The 15,006-nt window shown below is 70.6% G+C and carries 11 protein-coding genes; 9 read left to right on the top strand and 2 right to left on the bottom strand.

All coding sequences use genetic code 11. The features are described from left to right. Nucleotides 1-9 precede the first annotated feature (9 nt). The 3 genes from ACLII4_RS11155 to nadA all read left to right on the top strand — a co-directional run bounded on the left by ACLII4_RS11155 (nt 10) and on the right by nadA (nt 3,401). Nucleotides 10-1,380, top strand: coding sequence for a sigma-54-dependent transcriptional regulator (locus ACLII4_RS11155; RefSeq protein WP_412067478.1), 1,371 nt, complete (start codon nt 10-12; stop codon nt 1,378-1,380). After that, entirely contained in the window at nt 1,380-2,213 is an 834-nt protein-coding gene (locus ACLII4_RS11160; protein WP_412067479.1) for an ABC transporter ATP-binding protein, read from the top strand. Before ACLII4_RS11155 ends, ACLII4_RS11160 begins: the two co-directional genes overlap by 1 nt. A gap of 177 nt (nt 2,214-2,390) precedes the next feature. Further along, complete coding sequence (gene nadA, locus ACLII4_RS11165) at nt 2,391-3,401, top strand: quinolinate synthase NadA (RefSeq protein ID WP_412067480.1); 1,011 nt, start codon at nt 2,391-2,393, stop codon at nt 3,399-3,401. A gap of 80 nt (nt 3,402-3,481) precedes the next feature. Here the strand turns inward: nadA and ACLII4_RS11170 are convergent, their stop codons facing one another. Then, nucleotides 3,482-4,225, bottom strand: coding sequence for a hypothetical protein (locus ACLII4_RS11170; RefSeq protein ID WP_412067481.1), 744 nt, complete (start codon nt 4,223-4,225; stop codon nt 3,482-3,484). A gap of 105 nt (nt 4,226-4,330) precedes the next feature. Further along, a complete protein-coding gene (locus tag ACLII4_RS11175) occupies nt 4,331-5,686 on the bottom strand; it encodes a hypothetical protein (protein ID WP_412067482.1) in 1,356 nt (451 codons plus the stop codon). 62 nt (nt 5,687-5,748) lie between these two features. Here ACLII4_RS11175 and ACLII4_RS11180 point away from each other — a divergent pair, with 62 nt between their 5' ends. From ACLII4_RS11180 to porU, 6 genes are all read left to right on the top strand, one after another. Continuing rightward, complete coding sequence (locus ACLII4_RS11180; RefSeq protein WP_412067483.1) at nt 5,749-6,390, top strand: LON peptidase substrate-binding domain-containing protein; 642 nt, start codon at nt 5,749-5,751, stop codon at nt 6,388-6,390. Nucleotides 6,391-6,510: 120 nt separating this feature from the next. Continuing rightward, the gene (locus tag ACLII4_RS11185) at nt 6,511-7,365 is read left to right on the top strand and encodes an MBL fold metallo-hydrolase (RefSeq protein ID WP_412067484.1); all 855 of its coding nucleotides are present in this window, start codon (nt 6,511-6,513) and stop codon (nt 7,363-7,365) included. Nucleotides 7,366-7,422: 57 nt separating this feature from the next. After that, the gene (locus ACLII4_RS11190) at nt 7,423-8,943 is read left to right on the top strand and encodes a PAS domain-containing protein (protein WP_412067485.1); all 1,521 of its coding nucleotides are present in this window, start codon (nt 7,423-7,425) and stop codon (nt 8,941-8,943) included. A gap of 50 nt (nt 8,944-8,993) precedes the next feature. Continuing rightward, a complete protein-coding gene (locus ACLII4_RS11195; protein WP_412067486.1) occupies nt 8,994-9,503 on the top strand; it encodes a histidine kinase dimerization/phospho-acceptor domain-containing protein in 510 nt (169 codons plus the stop codon). A 173-nt stretch (nt 9,504-9,676) separates the two neighbouring features. Continuing rightward, nucleotides 9,677-10,684 (top strand): hypothetical protein, encoded by a 1,008-nt coding sequence (locus tag ACLII4_RS11200; protein WP_412067487.1) that lies wholly within the window; start codon nt 9,677-9,679, stop codon nt 10,682-10,684. A gap of 341 nt (nt 10,685-11,025) precedes the next feature. Continuing rightward, the gene (gene porU, locus ACLII4_RS11205; protein WP_412067488.1) at nt 11,026-15,003 is read left to right on the top strand and encodes a type IX secretion system sortase PorU; all 3,978 of its coding nucleotides are present in this window, start codon (nt 11,026-11,028) and stop codon (nt 15,001-15,003) included. Nucleotides 15,004-15,006 lie beyond the last annotated feature (3 nt).

A 15,006-nucleotide genomic window follows, 5' to 3' on the forward strand; every position in this document is an offset into this window, starting at 1 on the left:
CCCGAGCCCATGCCGACCGTTCTGATCGCCGATGACGAGCCCGCCATCCGGCGGACGCTCCGCGAGATCCTCGAGTTCGAGGGCTACACGGTCGATGTCGCCGTCGACGGCGACGAGGCCGTGGCGAAGGCGCCGGCGGCCGACCTCGTGCTGCTCGACATCAAAATGCCGAAGCGGGACGGGATGGAGGTGCTCCAGGCTCTCCACGACGCCGAGATCGGCGTGCCGGTCGTCATGATCTCTGGGCACGGGACGGTCGAGACGGCCGTCGAGGCGACCCAGCTCGGCGCGGTCGACTTCCTCGAGAAGCCCCCGGACCTCAACCGCTTGCTGGTGACCGTCCGCGGTGCCCTCGACCGGGGGAAGTTGCGGACCGAGAACGTCCGGCTCAAGCAGGTCGTCAAGGACGCGGGCACCTCCGACCTGACGCCCATCGTAGGCGACAGCCCCGCGATCGGGCGCATCAAGCAAACCATCGATCGCGTGGCGCCGTCCGAGGCGCGCGTGCTGATCACCGGCGAGCCTGGGACGGGCAAGGAATTGGTGGCCCGCCACCTCCACGCTCAGAGCAACCGGGCCGACGGGCCGCTCGTCGAAGTCAACTGCGCCGCGATCCCGTCGGAGCTTATCGAGTCGGAGCTGTTCGGGCACGAGAAGGGCGCCTTCACGGGGGCCACCAAGCAGCGCATCGGCAAGTTCGAGCAGGCGGATGGCGGGACGCTCTTCCTGGACGAGATCGGCGACATGTCGCTCGACGCCCAGGCCAAGGTGCTCCGCGCGCTCCAGGAGAGCCGCATCACGCGCGTCGGGGGCGACCGGTCCATTACGGTGGACGTGCGCGTGGTGGCCGCGACCAACCGGGACCTCTTGCAGCAGGTCGACGAGAAGCGGTTTCGCGAGGACCTCTACCACCGGCTCTCGGTCATCCTCATCCACGTCCCGCCGCTCCGCGAGCGCCGGGCCGACGTGCCCGACATCGCGCGGTTCATCTTGGGCCAGGTGATGCGCCGCAACGGGATGGACGGCAAGTCGCTCGACGACGGCGCGCTCGGCTCCCTGCAGCGGCAGGAGTGGCGCGGCAACGTCCGCGAACTGCGCAACGTGGTCGAGCGCCTGCTGATCCTGTCCGACGGCGACGCGATTTCGTCGGCCGACGTGGAGCGCTACGTCGTCCCACGAGCGGGCGGCGAGGGCGCGGGCGGGCTCATCGACCGGTACGACTCACTCTTCGAGTTCCGCGACCAGGCCGAAAAGCTGTTCATCGGACGCAAGCTGGACGAGAACGACTGGAACGTTTCGGCCACGGCCGAGATCATCGGCATTCAGCGCTCGCACCTGTACAACAAGCTGAAGGACCTTGGCATCGAGAGGCCCGAGTGATGGAGGCAAGCGGCAAGACGCATGGGGCCCCGGGCTCTACGTCCGACATCGTCAGCGCTGAGGTGGGGGAAACGCCCCGCGCCTCGTCTCCCCGGCCCCGAGTCGCGGCCGCAGGCCGACCCGCGATTCTTTCCGGCCGGGACCTGCAGAAGCGGTACCCCACGGCGGGGGGAGGGCTGACCGTACTGGAGGGCCTGGATGTGGACGTGTACCCGGGCGAGTTGGTGGCCATCGTGGGCGAGAGCGGGACGGGCAAGAGCACGCTGCTCCACCTCTTGGGCGCCCTCGACCGCCCGACCGCCGGGACGGTGACGTACCGGGGCGAGGACGTGTTCGCCAAGGGCGACGAGGCGCTGGCGGCGTTCCGCAACCGGGCCATCGGGTTCGTCTTCCAGTTCCACCACCTGCTCCCCGAGTTCACCGCGATCGAGAATGTGTCGATGCCGGCCCTCATCGCGGGCGGGACGTTCGACACCGCCCGCGCTCGCGCCCGCGAGCTGCTGACGATGCTCGGGCTGGCGGAGCGGATGGACCACCGGCCGAGCCAGCTCTCCGGCGGCGAGCAGCAACGCGTCGCCGTGGCGCGAGCGTTGATGAACGAGCCCGGCCTGGTGCTGATGGACGAGCCCTCGGGCAACCTCGACACGAAGACGGCCGAGACGCTCCACGACGAACTGCTCCGCCTCAGCCGCGACGCCGACCAGGCGTTCGTCGTCGTCACTCACAACCCGGCGCTGGCGGGGCTGGCGGACCGCGTCCTCCGGCTGGAGGGCGGTCGGCTGGTGGAGGAGCGGGGTGGGCGGGTCGAGGAGCGAGCACCGGGCACCGCCTGAGCGGTGGACGCTCGGACCCGTCGCGGCGGCACCCGAAAGTGCACGGTACGCCCGCGGTGTCTCGCAGTCCAGCAACGGCGAAGCTCCATCCGCTATCCTCGTCCGACGAAACCGGCCCTTGGACGAAACCAGCCCCCGGCCGGCCGGCGTACCCGTCCGCCCCGCACCCGCGCTCCCATGACCGAGACGCTTGCCCTCCCCACGCTTCCCGCCGAGATCGCCCGTGTGGGCTTCGTCAAGGAGGACATCGACCCGACGCTCGACCTGTTCGAGGCCATCGACCGGCTCAAGCGCGAGACCAACTCGGTCGTGCTGGCGCACTACTACCAGGAGGGCGACATCCAGGACATCGCCGACTACATCGGCGACTCGTTGGGGCTGGCGCGCGAGGCCGAGCGGACGGCCGCCGACACGATCGTGTTCGCGGGCGTCCACTTTATGGCCGAGACCGCCAAGATCCTGAACCCGACCAAGCGAGTGCTGCTGCCGGACCTCCACGCGGGCTGCTCGCTGGCCGACTCGTGCCCGCCCGACGAGTTCGCGGCCTTCCGGGCTGAGCATCCGGACCACTTGGTCATCAGCTACATCAACTGCTCGGCGGCCATCAAGGCGCAGACGGACATCATCTGCACGTCGTCGAACGCCGAGCACATCGTCCGCCAGATCCCCCTCGACCAGCCGATCCTGTTCGCGCCGGACCGCAACCTGGGGCGGTGGCTCATCAAGGAGACCGGCCGCGACATGCTCCTGTGGAACGGCGCCTGCATCGTCCACGAGATATTTTCGGAGCAGAAGCTGGCACGACTGAAGGGACGCTACCCTGGCGCGCCGGTGCTGGCGCACCCCGAGTGCGAAGAGCCCGTCTTGCGGCTGGCGGACCACATCGGCAGCACGTCGTCCATCCGCCGGTTCGCGGCCGAGTCCGACGCCCAGACGATCATCGTGGCGACCGAGTCGGGGATTCTGCACCAGATGCAAAAGGACAACCCGGGCAAGACGTTCATCGCGGCGCCGCCGGACAACGGGTGCGCCTGCAACGACTGTCCACACATGAAGCTCAACACGCTGGAGAAGCTCTACCTCTGCCTCAAGCACGGCCAGCCAGAGCTGCACATGGACGAGGCGATCCGGGTCGCCGCCCAGAAGCCCATCGACCGGATGCTGGCGATGAGCGAGGGGGTGAAGTAGGGACCGTTTAGGAACGTCCGTGGCGCGGGGGCATCGGGAAGCCGAAGGGCGAGCGCCCAGTCCCGTGGGGCGGCGGCTGGCTACCGAACGGGGAGGACGGTGAACGTGCCGCCGGTGCCCTCGAACAGGACCGGCTCGGGGGAGCCCTCGGAGGTCCACGTGGCGCTATCGCACGGGCGCGTAAACCGCTCGGCGGTGAACCCTGGGGTGCCGAGGCGGGCCATCACTTTGACGCTGGACTCGCTCGGGCGGCTCGCCGCACACCCGCTCTGGAACGTCTCGACGGCGCCGCGGCCGACGAGCCCCTCGGGGCGGAAGGACGCCAGCACGGCCGACCCGGTGACGTCGCCCCCCATCCCGAACGTTCCGGTCAGGACCAGCTCGTCGAGGCCGTCTTCGTCGAGGTCGGGCACGGTCTGGACACCCTGAAATGACCCTTCGAACGCGACGTTTTGCACGAGCCGGTCGTCGGCGCCGATCACGGCGAGGCCGAGCTTGGGGCAGCACCGAGGCCAGAGCGCCATCAGGTAGAGGGCGGCGCGCTCGCGAACGCCGGGCCGAGTGAACGCGCCCTCGGCGACGGCCAGCACCCGCGTCTCTTCCTCGTAGTTCGGGTCCGCTGTGGCCCAGTGTTGCCTGGCGTCTCGCATGGCCTCCTGAAGGGCAGGCGACGCGTCCCAACCGGTGGGGTCTGAGGCCGTCCCGTTCGCCTCGCGTCCGTCGACGACGAGGACCGTCGCGTCGGCCGAGGAGGTCGGGCTCTGGGCGTCCGCGCAGGCCGCGAGGACCACCGCGCAGAGGGCAAGGAGCAGGAAGCGTGGCACGGCACCTTGGCGATTAAAGTCAAGCAAAGTGCGGCGCTTGGCCGGCCCCATCAAGAGGTGCACGGCATGAGCGTACGGCTCGGCACCAAGCGCCTGCGGGGTCGATCAGATGCCGACCCGGATGCCGACCAGTGGCTCGAAGCGACGTTCGACCAAGAAGCGAGGGGGGCCGTCGGCGAACGCGTCGCCATCCGCCTCGGTGAGGCGCCGGTAGCCATAGCGAGAGCGGACCAGAATCACACCCCGCCGTCCGACCGGGTACTCGATGTCGAGGAGCAACGAGTTGACGGCGCCCAAGTCCTGGATCAGGTCGAGGACGCCTCGGAAGTCCTGCCGGTCGAGCGCGAACTCGATGCGCGTGCCGCCCGCCAGCCGTCCCGCGAGCCGGAGGCCGTAGGCGCTGGCGGTCTCGTCGCCGATGTGGCGGCGGAAGTGCTGGGAGACCTCGAGCCGGCCGAAGGCGACCAGCCGGAGGTCCAGCACGAGATCGACGCCGGCAGCGAGGCTGTCGAGCGGCGTCCCGGCCAGCTCCGACACGCGGGCGTCGTCGAAGAAGGAGCCGTCGTCGACGATCCGGGCCCCGACGTTCGAGACGGCGTAGAACGGGCCGACGTGGCCGGGCACGAAGTCGGCGGTCGAGGCGAACAGCGCCAGCCGGGCGGTGGCGCGGGCGGCGTCCCCGATGTTGCTGGACCCGACCTCGAGCCCTCCGCCGAGCGTGCTCCCCTGGCCGAGGTAGCGGGCGTGCGTCGCGAACGGGCGGACGGCGACGGGCCCGAACCCGCTGTACGTGCCGCGGACGGTCACCTCGACGCCCGTCAGCGACGAGTCGCCGGTGGCGGAGGGGCGGCCCAGGTCGTGGACGCCCGCGACGGTGAGCGCGAGGTCGGCAAGGGGGCCGACGCGGGCGCCGGTTTGGAGCCGCGCCTCGGCGCCGACGACGCCGTCCGTGCGGAGCACGTCGCCCGCGAACGCGGCGACGCGGCCGAACCGACCGGCCACGGCCCCTTCGGCACCCAGCCGCCGCTCGTCGAACGCCGTCGTGGTGCGGTAGCCGCGGACAAGCGCGCCCGAGCCCAGCGTCACGCGCTCCGCCGGCCCCAGGCGGGCGTAGCTGCGAGAGCCGGGGACGGCATTCCAGCGGACGTACCGAATCACCCGGGCCAAGTCGGTCGTCTCGTCGAACTCGGGGCCGTAGAGCCCGCCGTCGCCGGAGTGGACCGCCTGGCCCGCGCCGAAGCTGAAGCGGCCCACGCTGCCGTCCACGTCGAGGCGTGCGGCGGCGCGCCAGCTGTCGGGGAGGTAGGCCGGTCCGGCCGCCACCGCCAGCCGGATCCCGTCGACGGGGCGGAAGCCAGAGCCGGCCTCGAACGGGTCGTCCGCCGACCCGAAGGCGAGCGGCTGGGCGACGGCGGCGGGGGCCGCGAGTGCAAGGAGAGCGAGGAGACGGAGCGTCGGCACGGGTCCCCAAGCTAGCCCCGCGCGGGGCAGAACCTGGGGCACCGCACTGGGGTTGCCGGGGCATGGCCGACGATCGACTGCCCTTGTTTCCCCTCGGACTCGTGCTCCTCCCCGGTGAGCCGGTCCCGCTCCACATCTTCGAGCCGAAGTACAAGGAGATGGTCCGTGTCTGCATCGACGGCGACCGGCCGTTCGGAATCGTCTACGCCAGCGAGGAGCGCGTGGCCACCATCGGCTGCACCGCCCGCATCGAGCGCGTCGCCGCGCGCTACGACGACGGCCGCCTGGACGTGGTGGCCGTCGGCCGCGACCGGTTCCACGTCGAGGAGATCCACCGCGACCTGGAGTACCTCACGGCGGACATCACGCCTGTCGAGGACGCCGATGCCAGCGACGACGTGGCGGCCCGGGAAACGGCCATCGCCCGGCACATGAAGCTCTTGGAGATGGCGGGGGAGACCCCCAAACCCCAACGCTACGACCAGTCGCTTCCGGCGTCGTACGTGATCGGACGGAACGCCGGGCTGGACCTCGCCGACAAACAAGGGCTCCTAGAAATGACGCAGGAGGCCGAGCGCATCCGGTTCGTCTCCGACCACCTCGGGGCGCTGCTCGTCCGTCTTGAGCAGGCCCGGGCCTTCCGCGACCGGGCGCGGGGCGACGGCCACGCCGAAGGCTTCCCCGACCTCGGCGACATCGAATAGGAAGGGGCGGCGGCTGCCGTGGCGTGTCGAGGGTCCCGGAGGCCGGCGCTCGCGATCTCGCTGGCGCCGCCCGCGATCCGGCCCCACTTTGCATCCCCTGTTTCTCGTCCCTCAACCCCCATGACCCTCGCCGGATATCAGATCGACACCGTGGAGGCCGGGACCGTCTGGCTCGACGGCGGCGCCATGTTCGGGATCGTCCCCCGCACGCTGTGGGAGCGGCGGATCGCGCCCGACGACCGGAACCGGATCCCGCTCGCCACGAGGTGCCTCTTGCTCCGCGGCCACGGCCGGACGATCCTCGTCGACACCGGCTGCGGCGACAAGGGGGACGACCGCTTCAACGAGATCTACGGCATCGACCCCGAGGCCCCGACGCTGACCGACGCGCTGGCGGCGCTCGGCGTCGCGCCGGAGAACGTGACTGACGTGGTGCTCACCCACCTCCACTTCGACCACGTCGGCGGGGCAACCCGGCGGGAGGGCAAGGCGCTGGTGTTGACATTCCCGAACGCGACGCACCACGTTCAGCGGTCGCACTGGGCGTGGGCCGCGGAGAGCCCGCGCGAGGGCGCGTCGTTCCTGGCCGAGAACCTCGACCCGTTGGCGGCCTCGGGCCGGCTGGCGCTGGTCGACGGCGACGCGCTCGGGCTGCCGAACCTGGCGGTCCACGTCGTCGACGGGCACACCAAGGGCCAGCAACTGGTCCGCGTGGCCGACGGGGACCGCTCGCTGCTGTTCGCCGGGGATCTGGTGCCGACTGCGGCGCACGTGTCGGATCTCTGGATCATGGCCTACGACGTAGAGCCGCTGGCGACCCTCCGCGAGAAGCGGGAGGTCCTAGGGCGGGCGGCAGCCGAGGGGTGGGCGCTGGTGTTCGAGCACGATGTCGAGACGGCGTCCGCCGGTGTGGTGGCCACTGAGAAGGGATTCCGCGCCGAGGGCGCCAGTGGCAGGTTGCCAGACCGGGTTTAGCGAGGGCGGGGGAGAGCCGATACCCCTGGGGTCCTGCGCTCCGCGTCTCCGCTCCCGATGCTCTCGCCCACGCCGGCCGTCCGCGCCGCCATTCTCGGACTCGTCGTCATGACGGCCGTCTCCCTCACGGGTGGCGCGCTCCATCTCGCGAGCATCCGGGCCCTCGCGTACGAAGCGGCCACCGACGAACTGGCCGTCCGCGCCGATGCGGTGGCCGGGGCCCTCCGCACCGCCGACGCCCGCGCACCCGTGGAGCGGATGGCGGGCGACGCCATGCTCGTGGTCTACGACGCCGACGGCCGGCCCGTGCGATCGACTGCCCCGGGCGTGGTGGGCATGGCGGACTGGAGTCGGACAGCGGTTGCGTTCGCCAGTGAGGCCGGGATTACCTCCATCTCAGGTGAGCGGTACGCCATTGCCCGGGCCGATCTCGCCGGCGGCGGCGGTGTAGTGGCCATCCGGGCCGCTCCCGACGGGCTGCCCGACGGGACCCTCCTACAGGCCGTCGTGACCGTTGCCAGCCTGTGGGGGCTCATCGCCGGAGTGTTCGTCGTCCTGACGTGGTACACCGGCCCGAGGTCCGCCACTCAGTTGGCGCTGCTCGGCGAGCGGATCGCCCAGGGCGACGCCGACGGCGACGCGCTGATCCGGCATTCCGCGCTGTGGCTAGGGCCGTTCGCCGAGGCGTTCGGGCCGGTCGCAGCCCGCATCCGCCAACTCCGCCACCGAGCCCGCGACGTGGACCAGCACGTGGCGGCCCTCTACCAGATCAACCCGCACTACGTCCTGCTGTGCACGATGGACGGGGAGATCATCGAGGGCAACCCGGCGTTCTACGCGGCGACCGGCCTTCCTCCGGAGGCCGTCCGCGGCGGACGCATCGAGGCGCTCCAGCAGACCTTCCCCATCGAACCGCTCTTGGACATGGCGGCCCGTTCGCTCCGCGAAGGCAGTTCGGTCTCAGGCATCGAGTACGCGATCATCGACCGCGACGACGAGACGCGCCCCGTCGAGGTGTCGCTCCGTGGATTCGAGATCGAGGGCCGGCCCTACGTCCTCTTCCAGGCGACCGACCAGGCGCACGCGCGCCGGCTCGAGCGCCGCGTCGCTGCCTTCACGGACACGCTCGACCTGATGGTGGACCAGCGGGTCCACCAGCTCACCGCCGGGCAGCAGGCGCTCCAGCGGGTGCTGGACGCGGCGGGCGTCGTCGTGGCCTCGTTCGATGCCGGAGGCGCCACGAGCCGGTGGAACGGCGCGGCGCGTGCGCTGACCGGCCGCGATCAGATGTCGGTCCCTCACTTTGCCGCTGTCACCGACGCCTTCGGGCTGACCGCCAGCGAGCGGGCCGCGTTCACGCAGTGGTTCTGGAGCCTGTCTCAGGACCCGTTTATCGCCCGGCACGGCGTCGTGACCGCAAGCGGGGAAACGAGGCGCCGCCAGCTGATCTGGCAGCGCGTCGACGCCGACATGGCGGGACGGTCCGACCTGCGGACCCTCGTCGGGGTCGAGGTCCCGGCGTACATCCAAATCCCCTCGCCCTCTGGCGACGGCATGGTCCACTTGTCGCTCGGTTAGGAACCCTAGGCCCCGCAAGCGGCGTCTGCGACGACCTCGACCTTGCACCCATGGGCCCGATTCTTCTCGTTGCCACCGATCCCGACGCCTGGCTGGCGACGCTCCCCGCCGACACGGTGGTGACGATGGCCGACTCCGCGCAATCGGCGAGGGCGTACCTCGCAGGGACGAGCTTCTCCGCCGTGTTCGTCGGGCCTGAGGTGGCCGGGGCAGAGGCCATCACGGCACTCCGCGACGTGCTCGGGCTGTCGACGCCAGTCGAATCGGTGTCGGGGCCGGAAGAGCTGGCGCAGCGGCTCACCTCAGGTGGGGGAGGGGCCGAGGCCCTCGCCGAGGTGCGCGACGAGTTGGGACGGATCGCGCACTCGCTCAACAACCCGCTGGCGGTGATCGCGGGCAACGCGCAACTGGCGAAGGAGGTGGCGGGCTCCGTCCCCACCGACGAGATGATCGTCGACGCCATCGCCAGCATCACGGACGCGGCGGCCGAGTTGGAAGCGCTGTTCGCGGAAGTCGCCGCGCTCCGAGCCGTGGTCGACCGCGCAATGCACGGGGGGTAACGGCTCGCGCATCGCGACACATATTTAGGTCGGGGGCGGGGAACGAGAGCCGCCTACAAGGGCCGAGAGACGGAACGGGCAGTTGCCGGTTCTCTGGCTTAAGGGGCCCCCAGCGCGAACCGATATCGGAAGGGTCGCTAGGCGCTTGCGCCCTTCCCCTAGACCACCGTCCTATGCCGTCCGCCCCGATGATCCCGGCCCATGAGCGCGAGCACGTCGAGCGCGTGACGGACGCCTTCGAGGCTCAGCCCGAAGCCGTCCGCCAGCGGTGGACCCGAGCCCTCGCCCACCTCGGCGAGGCCCGGGTCTACGATGCCTACCTCGAGTTCAACGAGCTCCTCAAGGCCCGCCTCGGCCCGACGCTGCAAACGCACGTTCAGCTCCAGGCGGTCCGCTGCCTGCGCGACGCTCCCGTAGAGCGTTCGAAGACTGAGCTGGCGCTGATCGACCCCCAGGACGCATACCAAACCCTGGTGCTCGACCACCGCCTGGGCTGGATGATGCGCCACCGCTTGATGAGCGTCACCGCAGCGCTCCAGTATTTCGACCGCGTTCGCGAAGAGGCCCGCCGCCTTGGAAGCCGTCCCTGGGAGATCGCGGCCCTGCTCGAGAAGGCGACCGCGCTCATGGCGCAGGGCTCGTACGAGCAGGGGGTCGAGGTCTGCATGCGGGTCTACAACCTGAGCCGGCGCAACGGGCTCGTCGAGTACATCCCGAAGGCGCTCATGTTCAAGGGCTTCGCGCTCGTCAAGCTCGGCAAGCACCACGCCGGCGAGGAGTCGCTGCAGAAGGCCCACGAGCTCGCGACGCGCAACGACCTCGTCGCTGAGCAGGGGATGGCCCTCCACCAGCTCGCGCAGGTCTACCATTACGATTTCAAGTTCTTCGGGCTCGCGCTCGAGTACTACCAGCAGGCCCGCGCCGTCTTCGACACGGTGCCGGTGTGGCCGTCGCTGCTCGACCGCGTGGACGAAGACGCGGCGCTCGCGCAGCGCGAGCTGGCCGAACTAGACCTGGCGAAGATCCTGGGGCCGATCCCGATCAACAAGCTCCGCCAGGAGTACCTCACGAGTCTGGTCAACGGCTTTGTCGGGATCCCCGGCATCGACAACCGGAGCCAACTCGGCGAGCGGATCGGGCTCACGCGGCAGGCCATCCACCGCAACATCAACAGCTCGTAGGCTCACGCGAGCCGGGCAGCGAGTCGCCATCGCGTTCCTGGCCCGACCTCATCCGGCGGTCTAGACCCCGCCCCGCGCCCGCGATCCGAGAGGATGCGGGCGCGGTCATTTTCGGAGGGCACACGAAATGCACAGGGCGGCGCGTCCCTGAGGTCGGACAGAGCCGATCCGGGGCGCAGTCCGCCAGTGGGGCACCGGCCGGCACCTTGCCCCCGCGCTCCCGCCCCGTCTATCTTTCGACTCCCGCCACCGAAGACGCCTATACCGAGTTCGTGCTACGCCCCGCGCAGATCCCTGCGCGACTTCCGGCTCTACCGGCTCACGCCGCCCGCACGCACTCCATGCCGCGTTTCTCACTCGTTTACGTCGTCGCCCTCCTCGCGGCGGTCCCCGCCCTGGCACAGGACGCGCCGGTCTCGGCGGCTCGGTTCGCGCAAGAGCGCGCCCAGACTCCGACCCTCCGCGTCCTCGACACATCGCCGAACGCGGTCACCGTCGAGGCCTCGGCCGACTGGCGGGCCCCGCTGGCGGACGCCCTCGAGCAGAGTCGAGGCGACCTTGAGGTGCTCGTGGCGCTCGCGAGTGCGGGGCGGCCCATCCTCTCGCACGAGATCCCGCTCGTCTCTGCCGTCCCGCCGTCGGTCACCGTCGTGTCGGTCGAGGAGGAGAGCGTGGCCCTGCCCGCCGGCATCGACGGCGAGGCCTTGGCGCGAGCGCTCGCAGGGCCGCTCGGCGAGGTCGTCGGCATCGGCGAGAGCCGGCGCCAGCTCGTCGGCAGCCTGGCCGTGCGCATGCTGCGCGTCGCCGACGGCCGCCTGATCCGCGCGCGCCGCGCGGTGGTGCGCGTGCCCAAGCCCCCGTTCGCCGCCCGGCTCGCGGCCTCCGGCGACGACAACCCGCACCTCGACGTGGCGCGCAGCGTGCTCGCGGAGGGGACGTGGTTCAAAGTCCCGATCCCCACCGACGGCGTCTACCGCATCGACGCGGCGTTCTTGAGCGACTCGCTCGGCGTGACGGCGCAAATCGGGCAGGTCGGGGTCTACGGCATCGGCGGACGGATCCTGCCGGCGCAGGCCGGCGCACCCCGCCCGGCCGACCTCCAGCCGATCGCCGCGCTCCAGCAGAACGGCGCGCTCGTGTTTTACGCCGAAGGCCCGCAGTGGTGGGACTGGACGGCCGACAACACCGGCGGCGGGCACTGGGAGCACGACATCAGCCCGTTCTCGGACGTCAGCTACTACTTCCTTCGTGTCGACGACCCGAGCCCCGCGCGCATCGGCAGCGCCGCGTTCCCCTCATGGCCGACCGTGACGACCCTTGGTCGGGTGGCCGCACGGCGGTTCTACGAGGTCGACGCCACCAACATCCCCCGTGACGGGAGCGGCTCCGGCCTGGACTGGTTCGGGCCCGAGATCAACATCGGCAGCACCGGCCTCAGCGTGCTCGCGGCAACGGTTGCCGGGGCTGGGGCGGCCGATCCCGTGGTCTACCGGGGCCGTGTGGCCGCGCGAGCGAATCCAGGCGTCACGTTCACGCTCCTCAAGAACAACTCAGCACTGGCAACCACTCGGCCCGGCGCGACCGATCTGGGGAGCCTCAATGCGGGCAACCTCGCAAACGACGCACGCTTCGAGGCGACGGCCCCGTACGGGACCGGGCTCGGCGTCACCGTCCGGGCGAGCGGCGGCAACACCGGCGCCTCCGCATGGATCGACTGGGTGGAGGCCGTCGTCGAGCGCGTGCCGACGGCGAGCGAGGGCTACCTCGCGTTTCCGACACCGGGCGGGGCGGTCGGACGGTTCGAGATCCCCCTCGCCGGGTTCTCGTCGGAGCCCCAGGTTTGGGACGTGACCGACGCCGCGGCGATCCGGCGCTTGGGCGTGCAGGCGGCGGGCGGCTCGTTCCGCACCCGCGTCGAGGCGGTCGACGCCCACCGCGAGGTCGTCGCCTTCGACCCGGCGGGCGCGGCCGTCCGGACGCCCGGCGGGCTGGAGGCGGGCGCCGTCGCCGTAGCGACGCAGAACTTGCACGGGCTCGCGGGGACGCCCACCTACGTCGTCGTCACGCACCCCGACTTCCGCGCCTCCGCCGAGCGCCTGGCGGCGCACCGACAGCAGGACGGGCTAGCGCCCATCGTCGTCACGACCCAGCAGGTCTTCAACGAGTTCGCGGGCGGTGCACCCGACATGCGGGCCGTGCGGGACTACATGAAGTTCCTGTACGACCGGGCCCCGGCCGGGGCCCTCCCGGAATACCTCCTGCTTTTCGGCGACGGGCACTACGATTTCCGTGGCATTCGGACGGACGTCCCCAACTACGTCCCGACGTTCCAGACGGAGAACATGATCAACCGGACGACCTCGTACACGACCGACGACTTTTTCGGGATGCTGGGCGACGACGAGGGGCGGCTCGAGTACAACGACACCACCTCGTTCCGCGTCGACATCGGCGTCGGGCGAATCCCCTCCCGGACCGTCTCGGACGCGACGACGATCGTCGACAAGATCATCCGCTACGACAGCCCCGCCACACGGGGCGATTGGCGGACCCGATTCACGTTCGTCGCCGACGATCAGTACCCGCGCGAGTGGGACAAGGACCTGCACGTCTTGAATGCCGACGCGACGGCTGAACTGGCGGAGATCGTCGATCCGACCGTGACGCTGCAGAAGATCTACGGGCCGTCGTACCCGAGCGTCATCACGGCGCGCGGCCAGCTCAGGCCCCAGGCCACCGAGGCGATCCGCCAGTCGATCAACGAGGGCACCTTGGTCTGGAACTACAGCGGCCACGGCGGGCCGGATGGGCTCGGCGACGAGGACTACGTGACCGAGACGCTCGTCCGATCGCTCGACAACGTGGACCGCCTGCCGGTCTTCGTGACGGCGACGTGCTCATTCGGCAAGTTCGACATCGCCGATTACCAGTCGATGGCCGAGCAGATCCTCCTCCGCCCCGGCGGCGGCGGCGTGGCGATGCTGACGACGGTTCGCTTGGTGTACACCTCCAGCAATCCGGGCTCCGGTACAAACTTCGGACTCAACCTGGAGCTCACGGAGCAGATGCTGACGCGCGAACCCGACGGCCGCCCCGCGCGGCTCGGCGATGCACTCCGTCGGACCAAGAACACGGCCATCGGGGCGAGTTCCAACAACCGCAAGTTCAACCTCCTCGGCGACCCGGCGATGCGCCTGGGCCTGCCCGAGCGGTCGGTCGCGCTCACGCTGCCACCCGCCTTCGAGGCCTTCCAGGAGGCCACCGTCTCCGGCACGGTCTTGGGCCTCGACGGCCAGCCCGACCCGACGTACCGCGGCGAAGTCTCGCTGACGGTCTTTGACGCCCAACGCCTCGTGGAACTGCCGCCCGATGCCTGCTGCTGGACCGACGGCCCCGACGCCGACTTCCTGGGCGACTACACGGCGCGCACCGACAAGATCTACACCGGCCGCGCCACGGTGGCCGGCGGCCTGTTCTCCTCGACCTTCCTCGTTCCTCAGGACGTGTCCTACTCTGGGCTGCCCGCTCGCGTGGTCGCCTACGCGCTCGGTGAAAACGGCACCGACGGGGTGGGGCAGTCGACGGAGGCGACTGTGTCCACGACGGCCGGGAGTCGCCCCGACGACCGCGTCGGTCCGACCATCACCCTCTTCGTCGGTGACTCGACGTTCGTCGACGGCGGCACGGCGTCCTCGACGGCCCACCTGGTGGCCCGGCTCTCCGATCCCAGCGGCCTCAACGCCGTCGGTGCGGGCGTCGGGCACGAGCTGCTGGCGACGGTCGACGGCGACGCATCGAAGGCCGTCGACCTGGGCCGCTACTACCAGGCCGACCTCGACACGTACCGCTCGGGCACGGTCCGCGTCCCTCTCACGGCACTCGGCGACTTGACACCGGGCGAGCACACGGTGTCGCTGACGGCGTGGGACGCGCTCAACAACGCGTCCACGGCGTCCCTCTCGTTCGTGGTTGTGGACGAGGGCGTGCTCATCCGGAGCGCCCTTCCGTACCCGAACCCGACCGCCGGGCCGTCGCGGTTCTTCGTCGAGCACAACCAGCCCATCGGCACGTCCGCCGACCTCCAGATCCGCATCTACTCGCTCGCGGGCCGCCCGGTCCGCACGATGGATGGGGCCGAGACGCTCCCTGAGGGGTTCCTGTCCGACCGGACCGTCCAGGTGTCGTGGGACGGCCTCGACGACGACCAGGACCGGCTCGGCTCCGGCGTCTACCTCGTCCGCATCCGTCTCGACGTGCCCTCCGCCAGCGGCGGGTCGCAGGTTGCCGAGCGCATCGAGCGGCTCGCCATCATTCGATAACCC

It is taken from the genome of Rubrivirga aquatilis, from assembly GCF_046845665.1.
Classification (GTDB): Bacteria; Bacteroidota; Rhodothermia; order Rhodothermales; family Rubricoccaceae; genus Rubrivirga.

Coding starts and splice junctions, on each gene's coding strand:
- nadA (WP_412067480.1), top strand. CDS start 2,391: ATGACCGAGACGCTTGCCCTCCCCACGCTTCCCGCCGAGATCGCCCGT.
- ACLII4_RS11160 (WP_412067479.1), top strand. CDS start 1,380: ATGGAGGCAAGCGGCAAGACGCATGGGGCCCCGGGCTCTACGTCCGAC.
- ACLII4_RS11200 (WP_412067487.1), top strand. CDS start 9,677: ATGCCGTCCGCCCCGATGATCCCGGCCCATGAGCGCGAGCACGTCGAG.
- ACLII4_RS11185 (WP_412067484.1), top strand. CDS start 6,511: ATGACCCTCGCCGGATATCAGATCGACACCGTGGAGGCCGGGACCGTC.
- porU (WP_412067488.1), top strand. CDS start 11,026: ATGCCGCGTTTCTCACTCGTTTACGTCGTCGCCCTCCTCGCGGCGGTC.
- ACLII4_RS11155 (WP_412067478.1), top strand. CDS start 10: ATGCCGACCGTTCTGATCGCCGATGACGAGCCCGCCATCCGGCGGACG.
- ACLII4_RS11195 (WP_412067486.1), top strand. CDS start 8,994: ATGGGCCCGATTCTTCTCGTTGCCACCGATCCCGACGCCTGGCTGGCG.
- ACLII4_RS11180 (WP_412067483.1), top strand. CDS start 5,749: ATGGCCGACGATCGACTGCCCTTGTTTCCCCTCGGACTCGTGCTCCTC.
- ACLII4_RS11190 (WP_412067485.1), top strand. CDS start 7,423: ATGCTCTCGCCCACGCCGGCCGTCCGCGCCGCCATTCTCGGACTCGTC.